This is a genomic window from Streptomyces sp. NPDC001351 (genome assembly GCF_042896045.1).
Classification (GTDB): domain Bacteria; phylum Actinomycetota; class Actinomycetes; order Streptomycetales; family Streptomycetaceae; genus Streptomyces.
The window spans coordinates 667,398-683,417 of sequence record NZ_JBIAWS010000005.1; the positions used below are offsets into that span (position 1 = coordinate 667,398).

Sequence of the window (16,020 nt, forward strand, 5' to 3'; positions counted from 1 at the left end):
ATTCGCCGGGCCTCGACCTCGCCGTACCCGCGGCAGCTGCTCCTATTCGGGTGGATCCCCTTCTTCTCGCGTCGCGGGATTTCGCCCCCGCCAGGGTGTTTCTCGCCCTGCGGGAGAGTCGCGGCTTTCCTTGACATGACACCGAGCGACTCCCGAATAATCGAAAGCGAAAGGAGATCCCGAAGCGATCCGAAGAGATCCGCCGAAACGGAGGAATGACATGCGGGACAGCGTCGCCCTCCTGCACGCCACCCGACGCGACGTGGAGCGCGGCCCCGGCTCCCGCGGTACCCAGCAGCAGCACGCCCGCGGCAAGCTGACCGCGCGGGAACGGCTGGATCTCCTCTTCGACGCGGGGTCCTTCCACGAGGTCGAGCGGTTTCGGCGGCACCGGGCCACCGGGTTCGGACTGGAGCACCGCAGGCCCCACACCGACGGCGTCGTCACCGGCTGGGGCACCGTGCACGGGCGGACCGTGTTCGCGTACGCCCACGACTTCCGCATTTTCGGCGGATCGCTCGGCGAGGCCCACGCCACCAAGATCCACAAGATCATGGACATGGCTGTTTCGGCGGGTGCACCGCTGGTCTCCCTCAATGACGGCGCGGGCGCCCGTATCCAGGAGGGTGTCTTGGCGCTCGCTGGATACGGAGGCATTTTCCGCCGCAATACCAGGGCCTCCGGAGTGATTCCGCAGATCGCGGTGATGCTGGGACCGTGCGCGGGCGGCGCCGCCTATTCTCCGGCGCTCAACGACTTCGTTTTCATGGTCCGCGGCACCGCGCAGATGTTCATCACAGGACCTGATGTGGTGCACTCGGTGACGGGTGAGGAAATCACCCACGAAGGACTCGGCGGCGCGGACGTCCACGGCAGGGTCTCCGGCGTCGCCGGCTTCGTCCACGACGACGAGGCCGAATGCCTCGACGAAGTACGGCACCTGCTGTCGCTGCTGCCCTCCAACAACCGTGAGCTGCCGCCCGCCTACCCCTGCGACGACCCCGTGGAGCGTACGAACGACGGGCTCGTCGACCTCGTACCCGCCGACGGCAGCCGCCCATACGACATGCGGGCGGTGATCAGGGAGGTCGTCGACGAGGGGGAGTGGCTGGAGACGCACGAGGGCTGGGCCACCAGCGTGCTGTGCGGACTGACCCGGCTGGACGGGCAGACCGTCGGCATCGTCGCGAGCCAGCCGACCAGCCTCGCCGGGGTGCTGGACATCCACGCAGCCGAGAAGGCCGCCCGGTTCGTCTCCGTCTGCGACGCCTTCAGCATCCCCCTGGTGACCCTGGTCGATGTGCCCGGTTTCCTTCCCGGGGTCGACCAGGAGCACGGGGGCATCATCCGCCACGGCGCCAAACTCCTCTACGCGTACTGCAATGCGACGGTCCCGAGGATCTCGGTGGTGCTGCGCAAGGCGTACGGCGGCGCCTACATCGTCATGGACTCCCAGTCCATCGGCGCCGACGCCACCTACGCCTGGCCGGCCAACGAGATCGCGGTGATGGGCGCGGAGGGCGCGGCGAACGTGGTCTTCCGCCGGGAGATCGCCGCCGCCGAGGACCCCGAGGAGACCCGTGCCCGACTCGTCAAGGAGTACAGAGCCGAGCTGATGCATCCCTACTACGCCGCGGAACGCGGGCTCGTCGACGACGTCATCGACCCGGCCGAGACCCGGTCCACGCTCGTCGAGGCCCTGCGCGCGTTACGTGCCAAACACGCCGATCTGCCGTCCCGCAAACACGGCAACCCGCCGACGTGACCGGCCAAGGACGCCGCCCGACGCGACCGACACGGAAGCGGAGCGCATGACTCACCGGCTCAACCCCATCGACGAGGTCTTCCTCTCCATGGAAGGCGAAGTCGGCCTGATCCACGGCCAGTTCCTGCGATTCGGAGGAAAACCACCGCCGCTCAAGGAACTGCACGACCACCTCGCCGAGCGGCTGCCGGGACTCCCCGGCCTGACGCACCGGTTGACCTCTTCCGGTGGACGGCACCGGCGGGAGCCGGCCGACGTATTCGACCCCGCGGCTCACCTGGAAGAGGAGGAGTTCCCGGCGGGGACCTCCCTCGACAGCGTCCTGACCGCCCTGACCCGTGAGCCACTGCCGGCGAACGCTCCGCCCTGGTCGATGCGCCTCGTGCACGGCTACGCCGACGGGGAGTTCGGGGTCTGCTACCGGGTTCACCACAGCGCCGAGGACGGCATGGGCGCGGCCCACGTCGTCTCCGCCCTGTTCGGCGACGGCTCTCCCGCGGGCGGCCGGCGTGCCCCGGCGGGACCGAGGCCGCTCATCAGCGGCTCCGCGCGCGAACTGGTCCGTGGAACGCTGAGCGTCGGCGCCGGTCTCGCCCGCGCCCTGGTGCCCGCCCGGCCATGGCCCGGAGCGCCGAAGCCCCGCCCCGAGCGCCTCGGCGTGTGCAGCACAGGCGCGAGCTCCGCCGAACTGCGGGAGCTGAGCCGCCGGTTCGGAGGCACCCTGAACGACGCGTTCCTCATGACGTTGTGGCAGGCGCTCAACGACTGGAGCGCCACGGGCGAGGGGCGCCTGCCGTCCCGCCTGCGCACGACACCCGTCGCGGTACGGATGCCGCTGAGCACCCGACGGCCCGGCGAGGACGCCCTCCTCGGCAACCACCTCACCACCGCGGTCGTCACCCTGCCGGCCCCCGGGACTCCCTTCGACGTCGCCTTCACACAACTCGCAGGGCGCACCCGGCGGATGCGCGCCCACGGTCTGCGGCCGGCCAGCCGGGCGCTTGTCGGAATCCTTCCGTCCGCCCTGACCCGGTGGACGGTCCGGAGACTGCTCAGCCCACAGGCGTCCCCGCTGTACGCCTCCAACTTCAGCCTGCCCACAGCACTGTCCTTCCAGGGCGCCCCGGCGATCGACGTGACCCCGCTCGGCGTGCTCCTGCCGGGCAACGCCCTGTCCGTGACGCTGCTCTCGCACGGAGAACAGGTGCGGATCAGCTTCCTGTACGACCGCGCGCTGCCCGAAGCGGAGCAGCTGGCCGGCCTCTGGCGCACCGCGCTGGACACCCTGCGCGCCTGCGCCTAGCCCGGACCGCCCGGCGCGCCTGCCCACCGTACGTTCTACGAAGGATCTTCTATGTCCGGTCGGTCCCCTGCCCACGCAACCAGTCAAGACGGTGGAACTCGCGGCAACGCCTCATGGACCTTGGTCGTGAGCGGACTCGCGGTGTTCATGGCCGCGTTGGACAACCTCGTCGTGATCACCGCGTTGCCCGCCATCCAGAAGTCCCTGGGTACGGATCTCCAGGACCTGGAATGGACGGTGAACGCCTACACGCTGGCCTTCGCGGTCTTCCTGATGTTCGGCGCGGCCGCCGGAGACCGCTTCGGACGCCGGCGGATGTTCCTGGCCGGACTCACGGTGTTCACCGCCGCGTCGGCGGCGTGCGCGCTCTCCGGTTCGCCGGGGGAGCTGATCGCCGCCCGGGCCGTGCAGGGCTTCGGCGCGGCCATCGTCATGCCGCTGACCCTGACCCTGCTGACCGAGGCGGTGTCCGAGCGACGGCGGGGCATCGCCCTCGGCGTCTGGGGGGCGCTGAGCGGACTGGCGGTCGCGCTCGGCCCGCTGGTCGGCGGGGCCGTCGTCGAGAAGATCTCCTGGGAGTGGATCTTCTGGATCAACGTGCCGATCGGTGTCGTCGTGCTGCTGCTCGGACTGTGGCGGCTGGCCGAGAGCAAACAGCCGAGCGCACGGCTCGACCTGCCCGGCACCGCGCTGGTGAGCCTCGGCATGCTCGGCGTGGTCTTCGCACTGGTGAGCACCACCGACGAAGGCTGGACCAGCGGCAAGGTGCTCGGCTCCCTGGCCGGCGGAGCGGTACTGCTCACGGCCTTCGTCCTGTGGGAACTGCGCGCCCCGTCGCCGATGCTGCCCATGCGGCTCTTCCGCAACCGCTCGTTCACCGCCGTCAACGTCACCAGCGCGCTGATGTTCGCAGCCATGTTCGGACTGGTCTTCCTGCTCACCCAGTTCATGCAGAACATCCAGGGCTACTCGCCTCTGGAGGCGGGCGTGCGGATGCTCGCGTGGACGGCGATGCCCGTGGTGGTCGCCCCCCTCGCCTCCTTGCTGACCGCCCGGATCGGCAACCGGCTCGTGGTGGCCCTGGGACTGCTGGCCGAGGCCGTCGCACTGGGCCGGCTGGCCTCGGTGTCCCACGTCCACACCGAGTACACGGACCAGGTCCCCGGTCTGGTCCTGGGCGGCATCGGTCTGGGGCTGTTCTTCGCACCCGTCGCCGAGATGGCGATGAACGTCGTCAGGCCGCGCGAACAGGGCATCGCGTCCGGCGCCAACAACACCTTCCGCGAACTCGGCGGAGTCCTGGGCGTGGCGGTACTGACCTCGGTCTTCACCTCGTACGGCGGTTACACCACACCTCAGCGGTTCGTCGACGGCCTGGTCCCCGCCGCCTGGGTCGGATCCGGATTCGCGGCGCTCGGCGTCCTGACGATGCTGTGCGCGCCGCGCCGCTCGAAGCAGAAGCAGGCGGCGGAGGCGGCCCGGGCCCGCGTCGGGCGGCAGGACGCGAGCGGGGCCCACGCACTTCAGGAGACCAGGAGCTAGCCGTCCCGTCCCGGCATGCGAATTCACCGAAACACAACTGGGGGACCTGATATGTACGACGTCATCGTGGTCGGCGCGCGCGTCAGCGGCGCGTCCACGGCCATGCTCCTGTCGAGGGCGGGCCACCGCGTCCTCCTCCTCGACCGTGCCGTCTTCCCGGGAGGGAAGGCCGCTGCGACCAACCTGGTGCACCCGCCGGGCATTGCCCGCCTCAAACGCTGGGGGCTGCTGGACCGGCTGACCGCCACGGGCTGCCCGCCCATCCGGGAGTACGGCCTGCAGAGCGGCCGGGCCCGGCTGATGGCCCCGCTTCCGGCGGTCGACGAGGTCGACGCCGCCTACTCCCCGGACCGGGCCACGCTGGACCGGATTCTGCTGGACGCCGCGCTCGAGGCCGGCGTCGAGTTCCGCGAGGACTTCTCGGTACGGGAGCTGTGCACCGACGAGGCGGGCACCGTGACCGGCGTACGCGGACGGTCGGGCGACGGCGCCACCGTGACCGAACACGCCCGCCTCGTCGTGGGCGCCGACGGCTCCAACTCCACCATCGCCCGGCTCACCGGCGCCGAGAAGTACGCCACCCGGCCCGTCCTCAACAAGAGCCACTGGGCCTACTGGGAAGGACTGCCGCACGACGGCCGGGTGCGCACCCACCGGCACGCCCGCAAACACACCTTCACCTGGCCCACCCACGACGACCTGACCATCGTGGGCGTCGCCCTGCCGACGCGGGACTTCAGGGCGAGCGACGACGAGGAACGCGACCGGACCGTCATCGACGCCTTCGAGGACGTGGACCCCCGGTGGGCCGCGTCGCTGCGCGAGACCAAGCGCGCGGGCCGCTGGATGACGGGTGCCGTACCGAACTTCATGCGCCGCGCGCACGGCCCCGGCTGGGCGCTGGTCGGGGACGCCGGATACACCCGGGACCCGATCACGGCCGCGGGCATCACCGACGGTCTGCGCAGCGCCGAACTCCTCGTGGAAGCCGTCGAGGAGGGACTGACACCCGCGCGCGGTGCCGGGCTGCCGGCCGCGCTGGCCCGGTACGGCCGACGACGGGACGACCTGGTCACGGGCCACTACCGGTACACCTGTGAGCACGCCCTCATCGCCGACCACAGCCCCGAGGAGATCGAGTTCATCAGGGCGATGAGCCGCAGCGCCACCCACGGCCGGGACATGGTCGGCGTGTTCGCCACGATCGTGGACCCCGCACAGTTCTACTCCGCCGCCAACATCCACGCCCTGCTGGACCACCTGGAGCCCGGTCCGGACATCGGCTGGAAACTGCGGATGGTGCGCTGGCTGGTGCGCGGAGCACCCCGGCACTTCGCCCCCGCCGCCCGGGCCGGCGACCGGCTGATCGCCAGAAACCTCGGCCCCATGGGGCGCTACCTGCTCGACGGCTCCCCACAGCCGGTGCTCTAGCCACCCGCGACGAGCCGGCCACCCACGCCCAAGAACCCCACCTCGTTCAGCAAGGGATTCATCAGCATGCCCGAAAACACCTCCACCGGCCCGAGCACCGCGTTCGTCTTCCCCGGCCAGGGCGGCTTCGACGGCGCCGCCCTGCGGCGGGCGAAGGAGACGTACCCGCAGGTCCAGCGGGTGTTCGAACGCCTCGACTCCGCGACCGACGCACTGTTCTCACGACGTATCAGCGATGTGCTGTTCGGACCTGAACAGACCGACCTGCGAGGACTGCTCGCGGGCGACTCCTGGATGTCCCAGGTGGCCATCTACGGCGCCGGCCTCGCCGCCCACGAGATCCTCACCGACCAGGGCGTACGGCCGGACGTGCTCGCGGGCCACAGCCTCGGGGAGATCACCGCCCTGGTGGCCGCCGGAGCCTTCTCGGCCGAGGACGGCGTACGCATCGTCGCGCAGCGCGTCGCGGTCATCGAGCGCCACGACGGGATCGACGGACGCATGGTGGCCCTGTCGGCCGGGGCCGACCGGGTCCGTCTGCTCCTCGGCCTGCTGGACGACCCGCTGCTGGCGGTCGCCACCGAGAACCACGACGAGCAGACCGTGGTCAGCGGCCCCGACGGGGTGCTGGACCAGGTGACGGCGATCGCCGCCCAGCTGAACATCGGGGCGATCGAGATCGACGCGCCGTTCCCGTTCCACACCCCGGCGCTGGCACCCGCGGCCCCCGAATTCGAGGCGTTCGTCCGCACGTTGGACCAGCGCCGGCTCCAGCGGCCGGTGTACTCGCCGATCATCCAGCGCCACTACGAGCCCGGCGAACCGCTCGCCGGCCGCCTCGCGGACCACTTCGTCCAGCCGGTCCGGTTCGCGGCAGCGGTGCGCGCCCTGCACCGGGACGGTGTCGCCACGTTCGTGGAGGCCGGCGGACGTGCCGCGCTGTCCAAGCTGGTGACCCGGCTGACCCAGGGCTCCGACGTGCGCTCCCTGCCCACCCTCGCGCTCGACGACGGCGACCGGCTGGCGCTGGACGCGACACTCCGGGAGCTGCGCGCGGCGGGCCTGGCCGACCCGGACGGCACCTCCGGGTCCGGGACCGGCCTCGCGGAGCTGCTGGCCCCGACCGTTGCCTCGGACCTCTTCGAGGCCTACTGGAAGGCGCACGGGCACGAGGTACGGGAGCGCGTGCGCAGGGATGCGGAGGCCTTCGCGGAGGAAGAGCGCGAGCAGGGCCGGGAGCAGGAGCCGGGCCCAAGTCCCGCGCCTGCGCACGCAGCCCTGGACCGCGACGAGGTCCTCGGCGAGCTGCGGACCCTGTACGCGCAGGCGCTGGAGTACCCGGAAGAGGTCTTCGAGGGGGGAGCGCAGCTGGAGGCCGAGCTCGGCGTCGACTCGGTCAAGCAGGTCGAGCTGCTTTCCCGGGTCTCCCAGCGGTACGAACTGCCGCCCCGCGAGGCGGACTTCCGGCTGGCCCCCTACAACACGCTCGACGCCATCGCCGACTTCGTGATCGCGGAGCTGGAACGGCACCCCGAGCCGGCGCCGACGGGCTGATGCCCGACCGACACCACGCACACCACGGACGCGACGGACACGAAGGACACGGATTTCGATGAGGGACCTCACCGGCAAGGTGGCGCTGGTAACCGGAGGGTCGAGGGGGATCGGAAAGGCCATCGTGCGGGACCTCGCCGCACGGGGGGCCGACATCGTCCTCAACTACTTCCACTCGCACGAGCAGGCCAAGCAGACGCGCGACGAACTCGTCGCGGAGGGAGCCCGGGTCGATCTCGTACGGGCCTCGGTGGCCCGGCAGGAACAGGTCGACCGGATGTTCCAGGAGGTCGACCGGCTGCACGGCAGGCTCGACATCCTCGTGAACAACGCGGCGAACGGCGCCCTGCTGCCCCCGGACGAGATCACCGAGGACCACCTCGACAAGGCGATCGAGACCAACTACAAGGGCGGGCTGCGCTGTTCACGGGCCGCGGCACCGCTGATGGCCCGGGGCGGGGGCGGCTCCATCGTCACCGTGTCCGCGCTGGGCGGCTCGCAGATGGTGATGGCCAACTACTCGGCCTGCGCCCCGGCGAAGGCGGCCGCCGAGGCCGCCGCCCGCTATCTCGCGGTGGAACTGGCGCCCTCGGGCATCCGGGTCAACGTCGCCTCGGCCGCCATGCTGAGCAGTGAGGTGGCGGACAAGTTCCCCGATGCCGGGCCGATGCAGGACGTCATCGCCCGGGCCACCCCGTGGGGGCGGCTCGGCAGGCCGGAGGAGTTCGCCGCACTCGTCTCCTTCCTCGCCTCCGACGACGCCAGGTGGATCACCGGGCAGGTCGTCCTGGCCGACGGCGGCCTCACCCTCGGCGCCGCTCTTCTTTCGCCTCCGACGGAGGCCGCCGAGGCGCCCGAAGGCAACACCGAAGAACCCGTCGAGTTCGGAGACGACGCCATCGCCGTCGTCGGCATGGGCATGGCCGTCGCCGGGGCCAACAGCCCCGACGAGTTCTGGAAGCTGCGTACGACAGGCGACGAGCTCTTCGTCAAGGTCCCCCGCGAGCGCTGGCAGCACAACAGCTTCCACTCGTCCGACCTGGCCGCCGAGGACAAGGCGTACGCCGAACAGTGCGTGTTCATCACGGACTTCGCCGCCGCCGAAGGGGCCCTGGAGGGCATGCCGTACGGCCCGGACGAGGCGGAACTCACCACCAAGTGGCTGCGCCACAGCCTGGTGCAGGCGCTCGACGGCGTCACGCGCCGCTCCACCGACAGGTGCTCCTTCGTGGTCGGCTACACCCCGGACGGCAGCCAGCACCTCGAAGAGGCGGGCGTTCTTGCGAGCGCAAACCGGCTGACGCACGGCATCGTCGACGAACTGCAGATCCCCGACGAGCAGCGGGACACGCTCCGCGAGGGCATCGACCAGGCCCTGACCGACCGGTACCGGCGCGGTGCCCGCTCCCCCTCGCGCTTCCTGCCCCACCGGGTCGGCGAAGTGGCCATGGACGGCGTCCTCCCGCCCTCCACCGAACTCCACATGGTCGACACCGCCTGCTCCTCGTCGCTGTACGCCGTCGACATAGCGGCCAAGGGCCTGCTGATGGGCAAGCAGGACGTCGCCGTGTGCGGCGGAGCCTTCGCCCTGGCGCCGCGCGGCACCGTCCTGTTCTCGAAGCTGCAGGGACTGTCGAAGCGAGGCACCGTGCACGCCCTCGACGAGAGCGCCGACGGCGTGATCTTCGCGGACGGCGCCGCCCTGGTCGTACTCAAGCGGTTGCGCAGGGCGCAGCAGGACGGCGACCGGGTGCTCGGCGTGCTGCGAGCCTTCGGCTCGTCCTCCGACGGCAAGGGCAAGGCGATCTACGCACCCAACGCCCAGGGGCAGAGCCTGGCGGTGCGGCGGGCCCTGGAGGGCGGCGAAGTCGACAGCACGGACGTGCAGTGGATCAACGCGCACGCGACCGGTACACCCGCCGGTGACCTGGAGGAGTTCACGACCCTGCGGGAGCACTTCGGCACCTCCGCCCCGACGGCCGTCACCTCCAACAAGTCGCTGCTGGGACACACCGGTTGGGCCGCAGGTGTCGTCTCGCTCATCGAGAGCCTCAAGGGTCTGGAGCAGCACACCATCCCCGGACAGTTCCGCCTCGACACCCCGCGTGCCGACTTCCGGCTCGCGGACACGCGGCTGGAGGTCACCGCGGAGCCGAGGCCCTGGCCCGAGGGCGGGCAGCGGCCCCGGCTGGCGGCCGTGTCCGGGTTCGGCTTCGGAGGTACGAACGCCCATCTCATCGTCTCCGAGAACCGCCCGCGCGCCGCGGCGGCCGAGGCGCGGACCCCGGCCACGAAGGCGCCCGCCACCGACAGCCGGGTGGCCCTCGTCGGCTGGTCGGCCCATGTGCCGGGCCTGGACGGGCGCGAGGACGTGACCGGCTGGCTGAAGGGCGGCCGGCCGCCGCTGGACAGCTTCGGAGCGGACTACCCGGTGCCGCCGTTCAACAAGGTCCGGCTGCCTCCCAAGACGATCCGCGCCCTGGACCGGTGCCAGCTGATGATCCTCGAGTGCGCGCACGAACTCCGGGACCGGATGCCGGACTTCTGGAACGAGCAGGCCCCCAAAACCGGGGTGTTCGTGGGGCACATGGGGCCGACCAGGGCCGCGATGCTCTACGCCGACCGGTGCTACCTGGACGACATCGGCGAGGCACTCGGCGCGTCACCCCTCGCCGGATCCGCCGAGGTGCCCGGGGTACTCGACCGGCTGCGGGAACAGGTGCGGTCCAGGATCCCGGAGTCCAACGAGGACTCGTTCCCCGGTCAGATGCCCAACATCATCTCCGCGAGGGTGGCGAACTACTTCGACCTCAACGGCTCCAACATGACGCTGGACTCGGGCTTCGCCTCGGCGCTGTCCTCGATCACCCTGGCCGGACGGTATCTGCGGACCGGGGAGCTGGACTTCGCCCTGGCCGGCGGGATCAACGGCAACAGCCTCCCGGAGTACCGGTCCCTCATCGGCGACCTGCTGCCCGAGCAGGAGGAGGAACTGGCCGAGGGCGCCTTCCTGTTCGCGCTGACCACCGAGGAACGGGCCCGGCGCGCGGGCCTGCCCGTCCTGGCGTACGTGGACGAGACGCTGGACGAGGCGGCCGAGCACGAGGCGGTCGTGTGCGGGGCCGGAGCCCCGGAGAACGCCCGCTACCTGGGCGCGGCCGGAGGCCTGGCCGTCCTCAGGGCCCTGCACGGCCCGGCGGGGAGTGTGACGGTCTCCAGTGCGGAAGACGCAAGCGCCACCGGACCCAGGCTCAGGCTGACCATCCCCGGCGGCCGCACCACCGCGACCACCCCCGAAACCCTTCGTGACGGCTTCCGTTCGACCACCCACACCGAAGCCGGCGAGCCCCTGCGGGTCCGGCGTCGGGTCCCGGTGTGGGAAGCCGCCCCGTCCCGCCCGGCCCGTGAGCCGGTCCCGTTCCTGCCGGACGGCGCCGTCGTCGTCACCGACGCACCCGACCTGGTGGCCCGGGCGGCCGGACCGGACTCCGCGCTCACGGTGCTGTCCACCGCCCCGCTCGACACCCCCCGGGCCGGCTGGCACCACCTGTCGCGGGTCACCCCCGAGGCCGTACGCGAGGCGCTCTCGGGCACCGCCGGGCCGGTCACCCGGCTGCGGATCCTGAGCGACCTCAGCCGCGCCGTGCCGCCGGACCAAGCCCTCGCCGCGGCCGGCACCCCCTCTCTGCTCGCTCTGCACGACGCCGCGTACCTGGCCCTGCAGTTCGCCTACGACGATCTGGCCCGGCCCGGTTCGGCCGTGACGATGCTCCTGCTGGGCGCCGTGCAGGACGGCACACCGCATCCCTTCTCCGGTCTCTTCACCGGCCTCCTGAAGACGGCGGGTCTGGAACTGTCCGAAGGCGGCAGCCTCGCGTACCTCACCTCCGGTGGCGACGTGGCGGCGGCGGTACGCGGCGTCGAGGAGGAGAGCGGTGCGGCCCGAGACTTCCCCGTGGTCGTGGAGAACGACGGGGTGCGCGGTACCTGGCGGCTGCGGGACGAGCCGGTCACGCTGGACGAGGACACGGCCCTCGCGCTGGACCGGGACTCCGTGGTCGTCGTGGCCGGCGGCACCCGGGGGATCACCGCGGAGGTGGTCAAGTCCCTTGCCAGGGAGTTCGGTTCACACATCCATGTGTTCGGCAGCAACGCTCTCGACGCTTATCCGCCCTCCGTGTTCGCCGGGAGCGACGAGGAGTTCGCCGCGGGGCGGGCCGCGTACATCTCCGCCGAACTCGCCAAGGGCGGGGGCCGCAACGTCGCGAGCATCACCAAGGACTTCGATCGGATGCTCAACGCGCGTGAATCCCGGCGCAACCTGGAGGAGATGGCGGCCGCAAGCGGCGCCGACCGGGTCGTCTACCGCACCTGCGACATGCGCGACGGCGCCGAGGTGGAGAAGGCCCTCGGCGAGGTTCTGCGGGACCACGGACGGATCGACCTGCTCATCAACTCCGCGGGGCTCCAGCGCTCGGCACTCATCAAGGACAAGGACTTCGCGGAGTTCACCGCCATCCGGGACCTGAAAGTGCAGTCGTATCTGAACCTGAAGTACGCGCTGCGCGACGCCCCGCCGCGGCTGTGGTGCAACTTCGGTTCCCTGCTGGGCCACTTCGGGCAGCTCGGTGAAGCGGACTACGCCGCCGCCAACGACTTCCTGAGCAGCGCCGCGACCCACGCGGCGGCCACCTCCGGCCACCCGGAGGTCACCATCGGGTGGACGCTGTGGGGGAGCGTCGGCATGGGCGCGGGCGAGCTGACGAAGGCGTACTACGAACGGGCCGGCTCCTACAGCAGCATGCCGGTGCCCGAGGGCGTCCACCACTTCGTGCAGGAGCTGCACGCCCCGGTCCGGCGGCCCTCCGTCGTACACCTGGGGGACGCGGAAGAGGCCACAGTGGAGAAGTTCTACCCCGGCTATCTGAGGGCCGAGGAGGCCCCGGAGCCCCCGGCCGCGAGGCCCGCGCCGCCCGCTTTCTTCCTGCGCCGCCTGGTGTCCTCGGGCGACCGCTCCGCCGAGTTCGCCTGCCCCTTCGACCTGCGCACCGACGGCTATCTGGAACACCACACCGTGCGGGGCGAACCGACGCTGCCCGGCACCTTCGTCACCGAACTCGCGGCCGAGGCGGCCCGCCATCTGGTGCCCGGCCGGACCGTGACCGCCTTCGAGGACCTCACGTTCGAGCACTTCCTGCGGGTGTACCGCGATGTCCCGACGGCGCCGAAGCGCATCACGGCGGAGATCGTCGAGGACGAAGGGGACACCACCGTCGTCCAGGTCCTGGTCTCCGAGGACGTGGTGTCACCGGGCGGCGTCGTCCTGGTCGAGAACAGGCCGCACTTCGCGGCCCGGGTGGTCCTCGCCGACGAGTTCGCACCCGCCCCGCGCTGGGAGCCCTGGGACAGCGCGGACGACACTCCCGTCCCCGATCCGTACCACCAGCCGGGCTCGCCGGTCCGGCTGAGCGGGCCGTTCGTCTCGACGACCGGAACAGGCATCCACCCCCTGGGCAAACGGGGACGGTACTCCCTCTCGCTTCCCTCGGACGACCCGGTGTGGCCACGGTTCACCGTGCCGTGCGTACTGCTGGACGGACTGGCCAGGGTCGGGGTGCTGGACCTGGTGGACGGCCGGCTGGTGCCGGTGGCCGCACCCCTGTCTATCCGCCGTATCGACCTCTACGAGGAGACGAACGACCACACCCTGTCGACTGGTCCGGGCCCCATCGACCTGTACGCCACGCCCCGCGGGTTCGGCCTCTCCGCGGACCGGGTGGACAACCGGTTCGTCGCCGCCCGTCCCGACGGCCGGATGGTCCTGCAGATGAAGGACCTCAGGGCGGCACTGATCGGCTACGTCGACGCCCGCACGGGCGAGGCCGTGCCCGCCGACGGCGCCCGAGAGCCGCGACCGTGATCCGCGTGGCCAGGAAGGAACGTGAAACATGCTGACGACTTCGCGGGATTCACCGCGTACCGTCGTGCCCGCCGCCACCGGGGAGCCACTGCCCGGGGACCCGGCGGTGCAGCCGACGACCCGGATGGTGTGGCGGCCCGCCGCGCTGCCACCGCTTACCCCGGACACGTCGCGGCCGGCCGGGATGCGGGTCCTGCTGCTCGCCGGTGACGACGAGAGCGCCGAGCGCGTCGAGCGCGCACTGACCGCACACGGGGCACGAGTGCGGCGCCGTACACCCGCGACCGCGGCGCCCGCCCCCGGCGACGGCGCGGTGGACGCCATCGTCGACCTCACCCTGGGCGGCGGGACCCCCGCGCACGGCACCGAGGACCTGACGGGCGTGTGGCGCGAGCCGCTCCGGCGGACCGTGACCGCGCTGCGCGAGCAGTACGACAACTGGGCCGCGGAGACCTCCGCGCGGCGGCTGTTCTATCTCGCCGTGACCCACCTCGGCGGCGGGATGGGGCAGCATCCGGACGACGACCTGGCCCAACCGCTGGGCGGCATCTGGGCGGGGCTCGCCAAGACGCTGCACCGGGAGTTCCCCAACTGCAACGCGCGCGTCGTGGACACCGCGCTCTCGGCGGCAGGGGACCTGCCCGACGTCGTCGTGAGCGAGCTGGGCCGCACCGGCGAGATCGAGGTCGGCCACCGCGACGGACGGCGCCTCACGCTCTCTCCCGTCGCGGCACCGGTCGGCGCCCCCGCCGTGCGCCTGGGCCCCGAGGACTGCGTCCTGGTCTCGGGAGGCGGGCGGGGCATCGGCTGGGAGCTCGCGCGCACGCTCGCGGAGCAGCACGGAACGCGGGTGGTCGTGACCGGCCGGGAGCCCTTCCCCTCCGCGGACGAACCATGGTTCGGTGCCGGCGCGGACGAACTCAAGGCGTACGAGCAGGAGTTGTGGTCCGGCAGCCGCCGGGGGCGCCCGCTGCCCGAGATCCGCCGCGACATCGCCCGCGTCCGCCGCCTGTGGGAGCTGGCGGGCAACGTCACCGGCGCGCGGGCGCGCGGACTGCGCATCGAGTACGTCCCGTGCGACTTCACCGACCTGGAGCAGGTGCGCGCCCTGCTGGCTCGGGAGGGCGACGCGCTGACCGGTGTCGTGCACAACGCGGGCGTGGACACGGCGGCCAGGCTGCCCAAGAAGACGGACGACGACATCCTGCGGACCGTGGCGACGAAGATCGACAGCTTCGTCCATCTCTTCGGTGAACTCGCCGACAGCGGGCTGAAGTTCTTCTGCAACGTGGGCTCGCTCACCGGGCGGCTGGGCGGCATGGTCGGCCAGCTGGAGTACGCCGCCGCGAACGAAGCGCTCGCCCGGCTGGGCCGGTGGGCGGACCGCCGGGCCGCCTACCCGGTGATGACGCTCGCCTGGCCGACCTGGGACCGTATCGGCCTCATCGCGAACTTCTCGGCGACGCGGCGCTACATGGCACCGCTCGGCGTCGCCGACGGACTCGCCAAGTGGCGGGCCGAGTTGCTGGCGGGCTCCACCGGGGAGGTCACCTTCGTGGGACCGCTCGGCGACGCCGTCGACCCCGGCCAGGCCACCGGTTACCCGGTCGTGCCCGACCTGCCCGGCTACGCCGAGGTGTACCCGAAGATCCACCACCTCGGCGAGGTGACCTCCTACGAGCCGCACGCCCGGCTGGTGTCGAGGGTCCGCTTCGACCGGCAGACCACCCCGGCCCTGACGGACTTCCTGGTGGACGGCGCCGAAGCGGTCCCGGTGAGCCTGCTGCTGGAGAACGCGGTCCGGGGCGCGGAGTGGGTCGTACCCCCGGACTTCCCGGAGCTGAGCCTCGACTGCCTGGAGGACATCGTCGTCCCCCTTGACCTGTTGCGGCTCGACGGGCCGGTGACGGTCTTGGAGCGGGAGCTTCGGGGCGCCTACGACGGACGGTCCTGGACGGTCGAGGCCCGCTTCCGGCGCCCCGGTGGTGCGGGTCCCGAGGCAGGAGCGCGCATCGTGTACGCGCCGGGGGACACGCGCTCGCCCGCCCCGCCCCGCAGCGAGCTCACCCGGATGACCACCTGGCGCTCGGGACCCGAGTTGCTGAGCTGGCGTTCCGCGGTCGTGCCCCGAGCGCGGTGGACCCGTACCGAGGAAGGCCGCTGGGCCGGCGAGGTACGCCCCTGCGCGCCCAACGACCTCTGGGCGACAGCGGCCGTCCCCCGCACCGCCCTGGCCGTGTCCGCGCTGGAGAACGTGGTGCGGCTGTGCGCGAGGCAGGGCGCGGGGATCTCGGTCGCGGTCGACCCGCTGACCGTCGGACGCATCACCGTCCACGCCGAGGAGAACGGGAATTCCTTCATCGAAGGAGATCCCGTGCTCGGCACCTGGAAAATCACGAGCGCCACCTCCGGCGCCCGTTTCATGACGATAACCGGATTCGAGGGCCCAGTCGCGGGTGATTGACGACCAGGTTGGTCACCGACACCTCGCACAACCCCACGGAA

Annotated in this window: 7 protein-coding genes; all 7 read left to right on the plus strand. The window is 71.6% G+C overall.

Features of this window, described 5'->3' with window-relative positions; all coding sequences use genetic code 11:
* Positions 1 to 220 precede the first annotated feature (220 nt).
* The 7 genes from ACFY1U_RS21755 to ACFY1U_RS21785 all read left to right on the plus strand — a co-directional run bounded on the left by ACFY1U_RS21755 (position 221) and on the right by ACFY1U_RS21785 (position 15,979).
* Complete coding sequence (locus tag ACFY1U_RS21755; protein WP_390695758.1) at positions 221 to 1,765, plus strand: acyl-CoA carboxylase subunit beta; 1,545 nt, start codon at positions 221 to 223, stop codon at positions 1,763 to 1,765.
* A 46-nt stretch (positions 1,766 to 1,811) separates the two neighbouring features.
* Entirely contained in the window at positions 1,812 to 3,068 is a 1,257-nt protein-coding gene (locus tag ACFY1U_RS21760) for a wax ester/triacylglycerol synthase domain-containing protein (RefSeq protein ID WP_390695759.1), read from the plus strand.
* A gap of 51 nt (positions 3,069 to 3,119) precedes the next feature.
* On the plus strand, positions 3,120 to 4,610 hold the full coding sequence (locus ACFY1U_RS21765; protein ID WP_390695760.1) for an MFS transporter: 1,491 nt from the start codon (positions 3,120 to 3,122) through the stop codon (positions 4,608 to 4,610).
* Positions 4,611 to 4,661: 51 nt separating this feature from the next.
* On the plus strand, positions 4,662 to 6,041 hold the full coding sequence (locus ACFY1U_RS21770; protein WP_390695761.1) for an NAD(P)/FAD-dependent oxidoreductase: 1,380 nt from the start codon (positions 4,662 to 4,664) through the stop codon (positions 6,039 to 6,041).
* Positions 6,042 to 6,107: 66 nt separating this feature from the next.
* Positions 6,108 to 7,595 (plus strand): acyltransferase domain-containing protein, encoded by a 1,488-nt coding sequence (locus tag ACFY1U_RS21775; protein ID WP_390695762.1) that lies wholly within the window; start codon positions 6,108 to 6,110, stop codon positions 7,593 to 7,595.
* Positions 7,596 to 7,653: 58 nt separating this feature from the next.
* Positions 7,654 to 13,515, plus strand: a complete 5,862-nt coding sequence (locus ACFY1U_RS21780; protein WP_390695763.1) for an SDR family oxidoreductase — start codon at positions 7,654 to 7,656, stop codon at positions 13,513 to 13,515.
* A 28-nt stretch (positions 13,516 to 13,543) separates the two neighbouring features.
* Positions 13,544 to 15,979: a KR domain-containing protein gene (locus ACFY1U_RS21785; protein ID WP_390695764.1), complete on the plus strand. Its 2,436-nt coding sequence runs from the start codon at positions 13,544 to 13,546 to the stop codon at positions 15,977 to 15,979.
* The last annotated feature ends 41 nt before the right edge of the window (positions 15,980 to 16,020 follow it).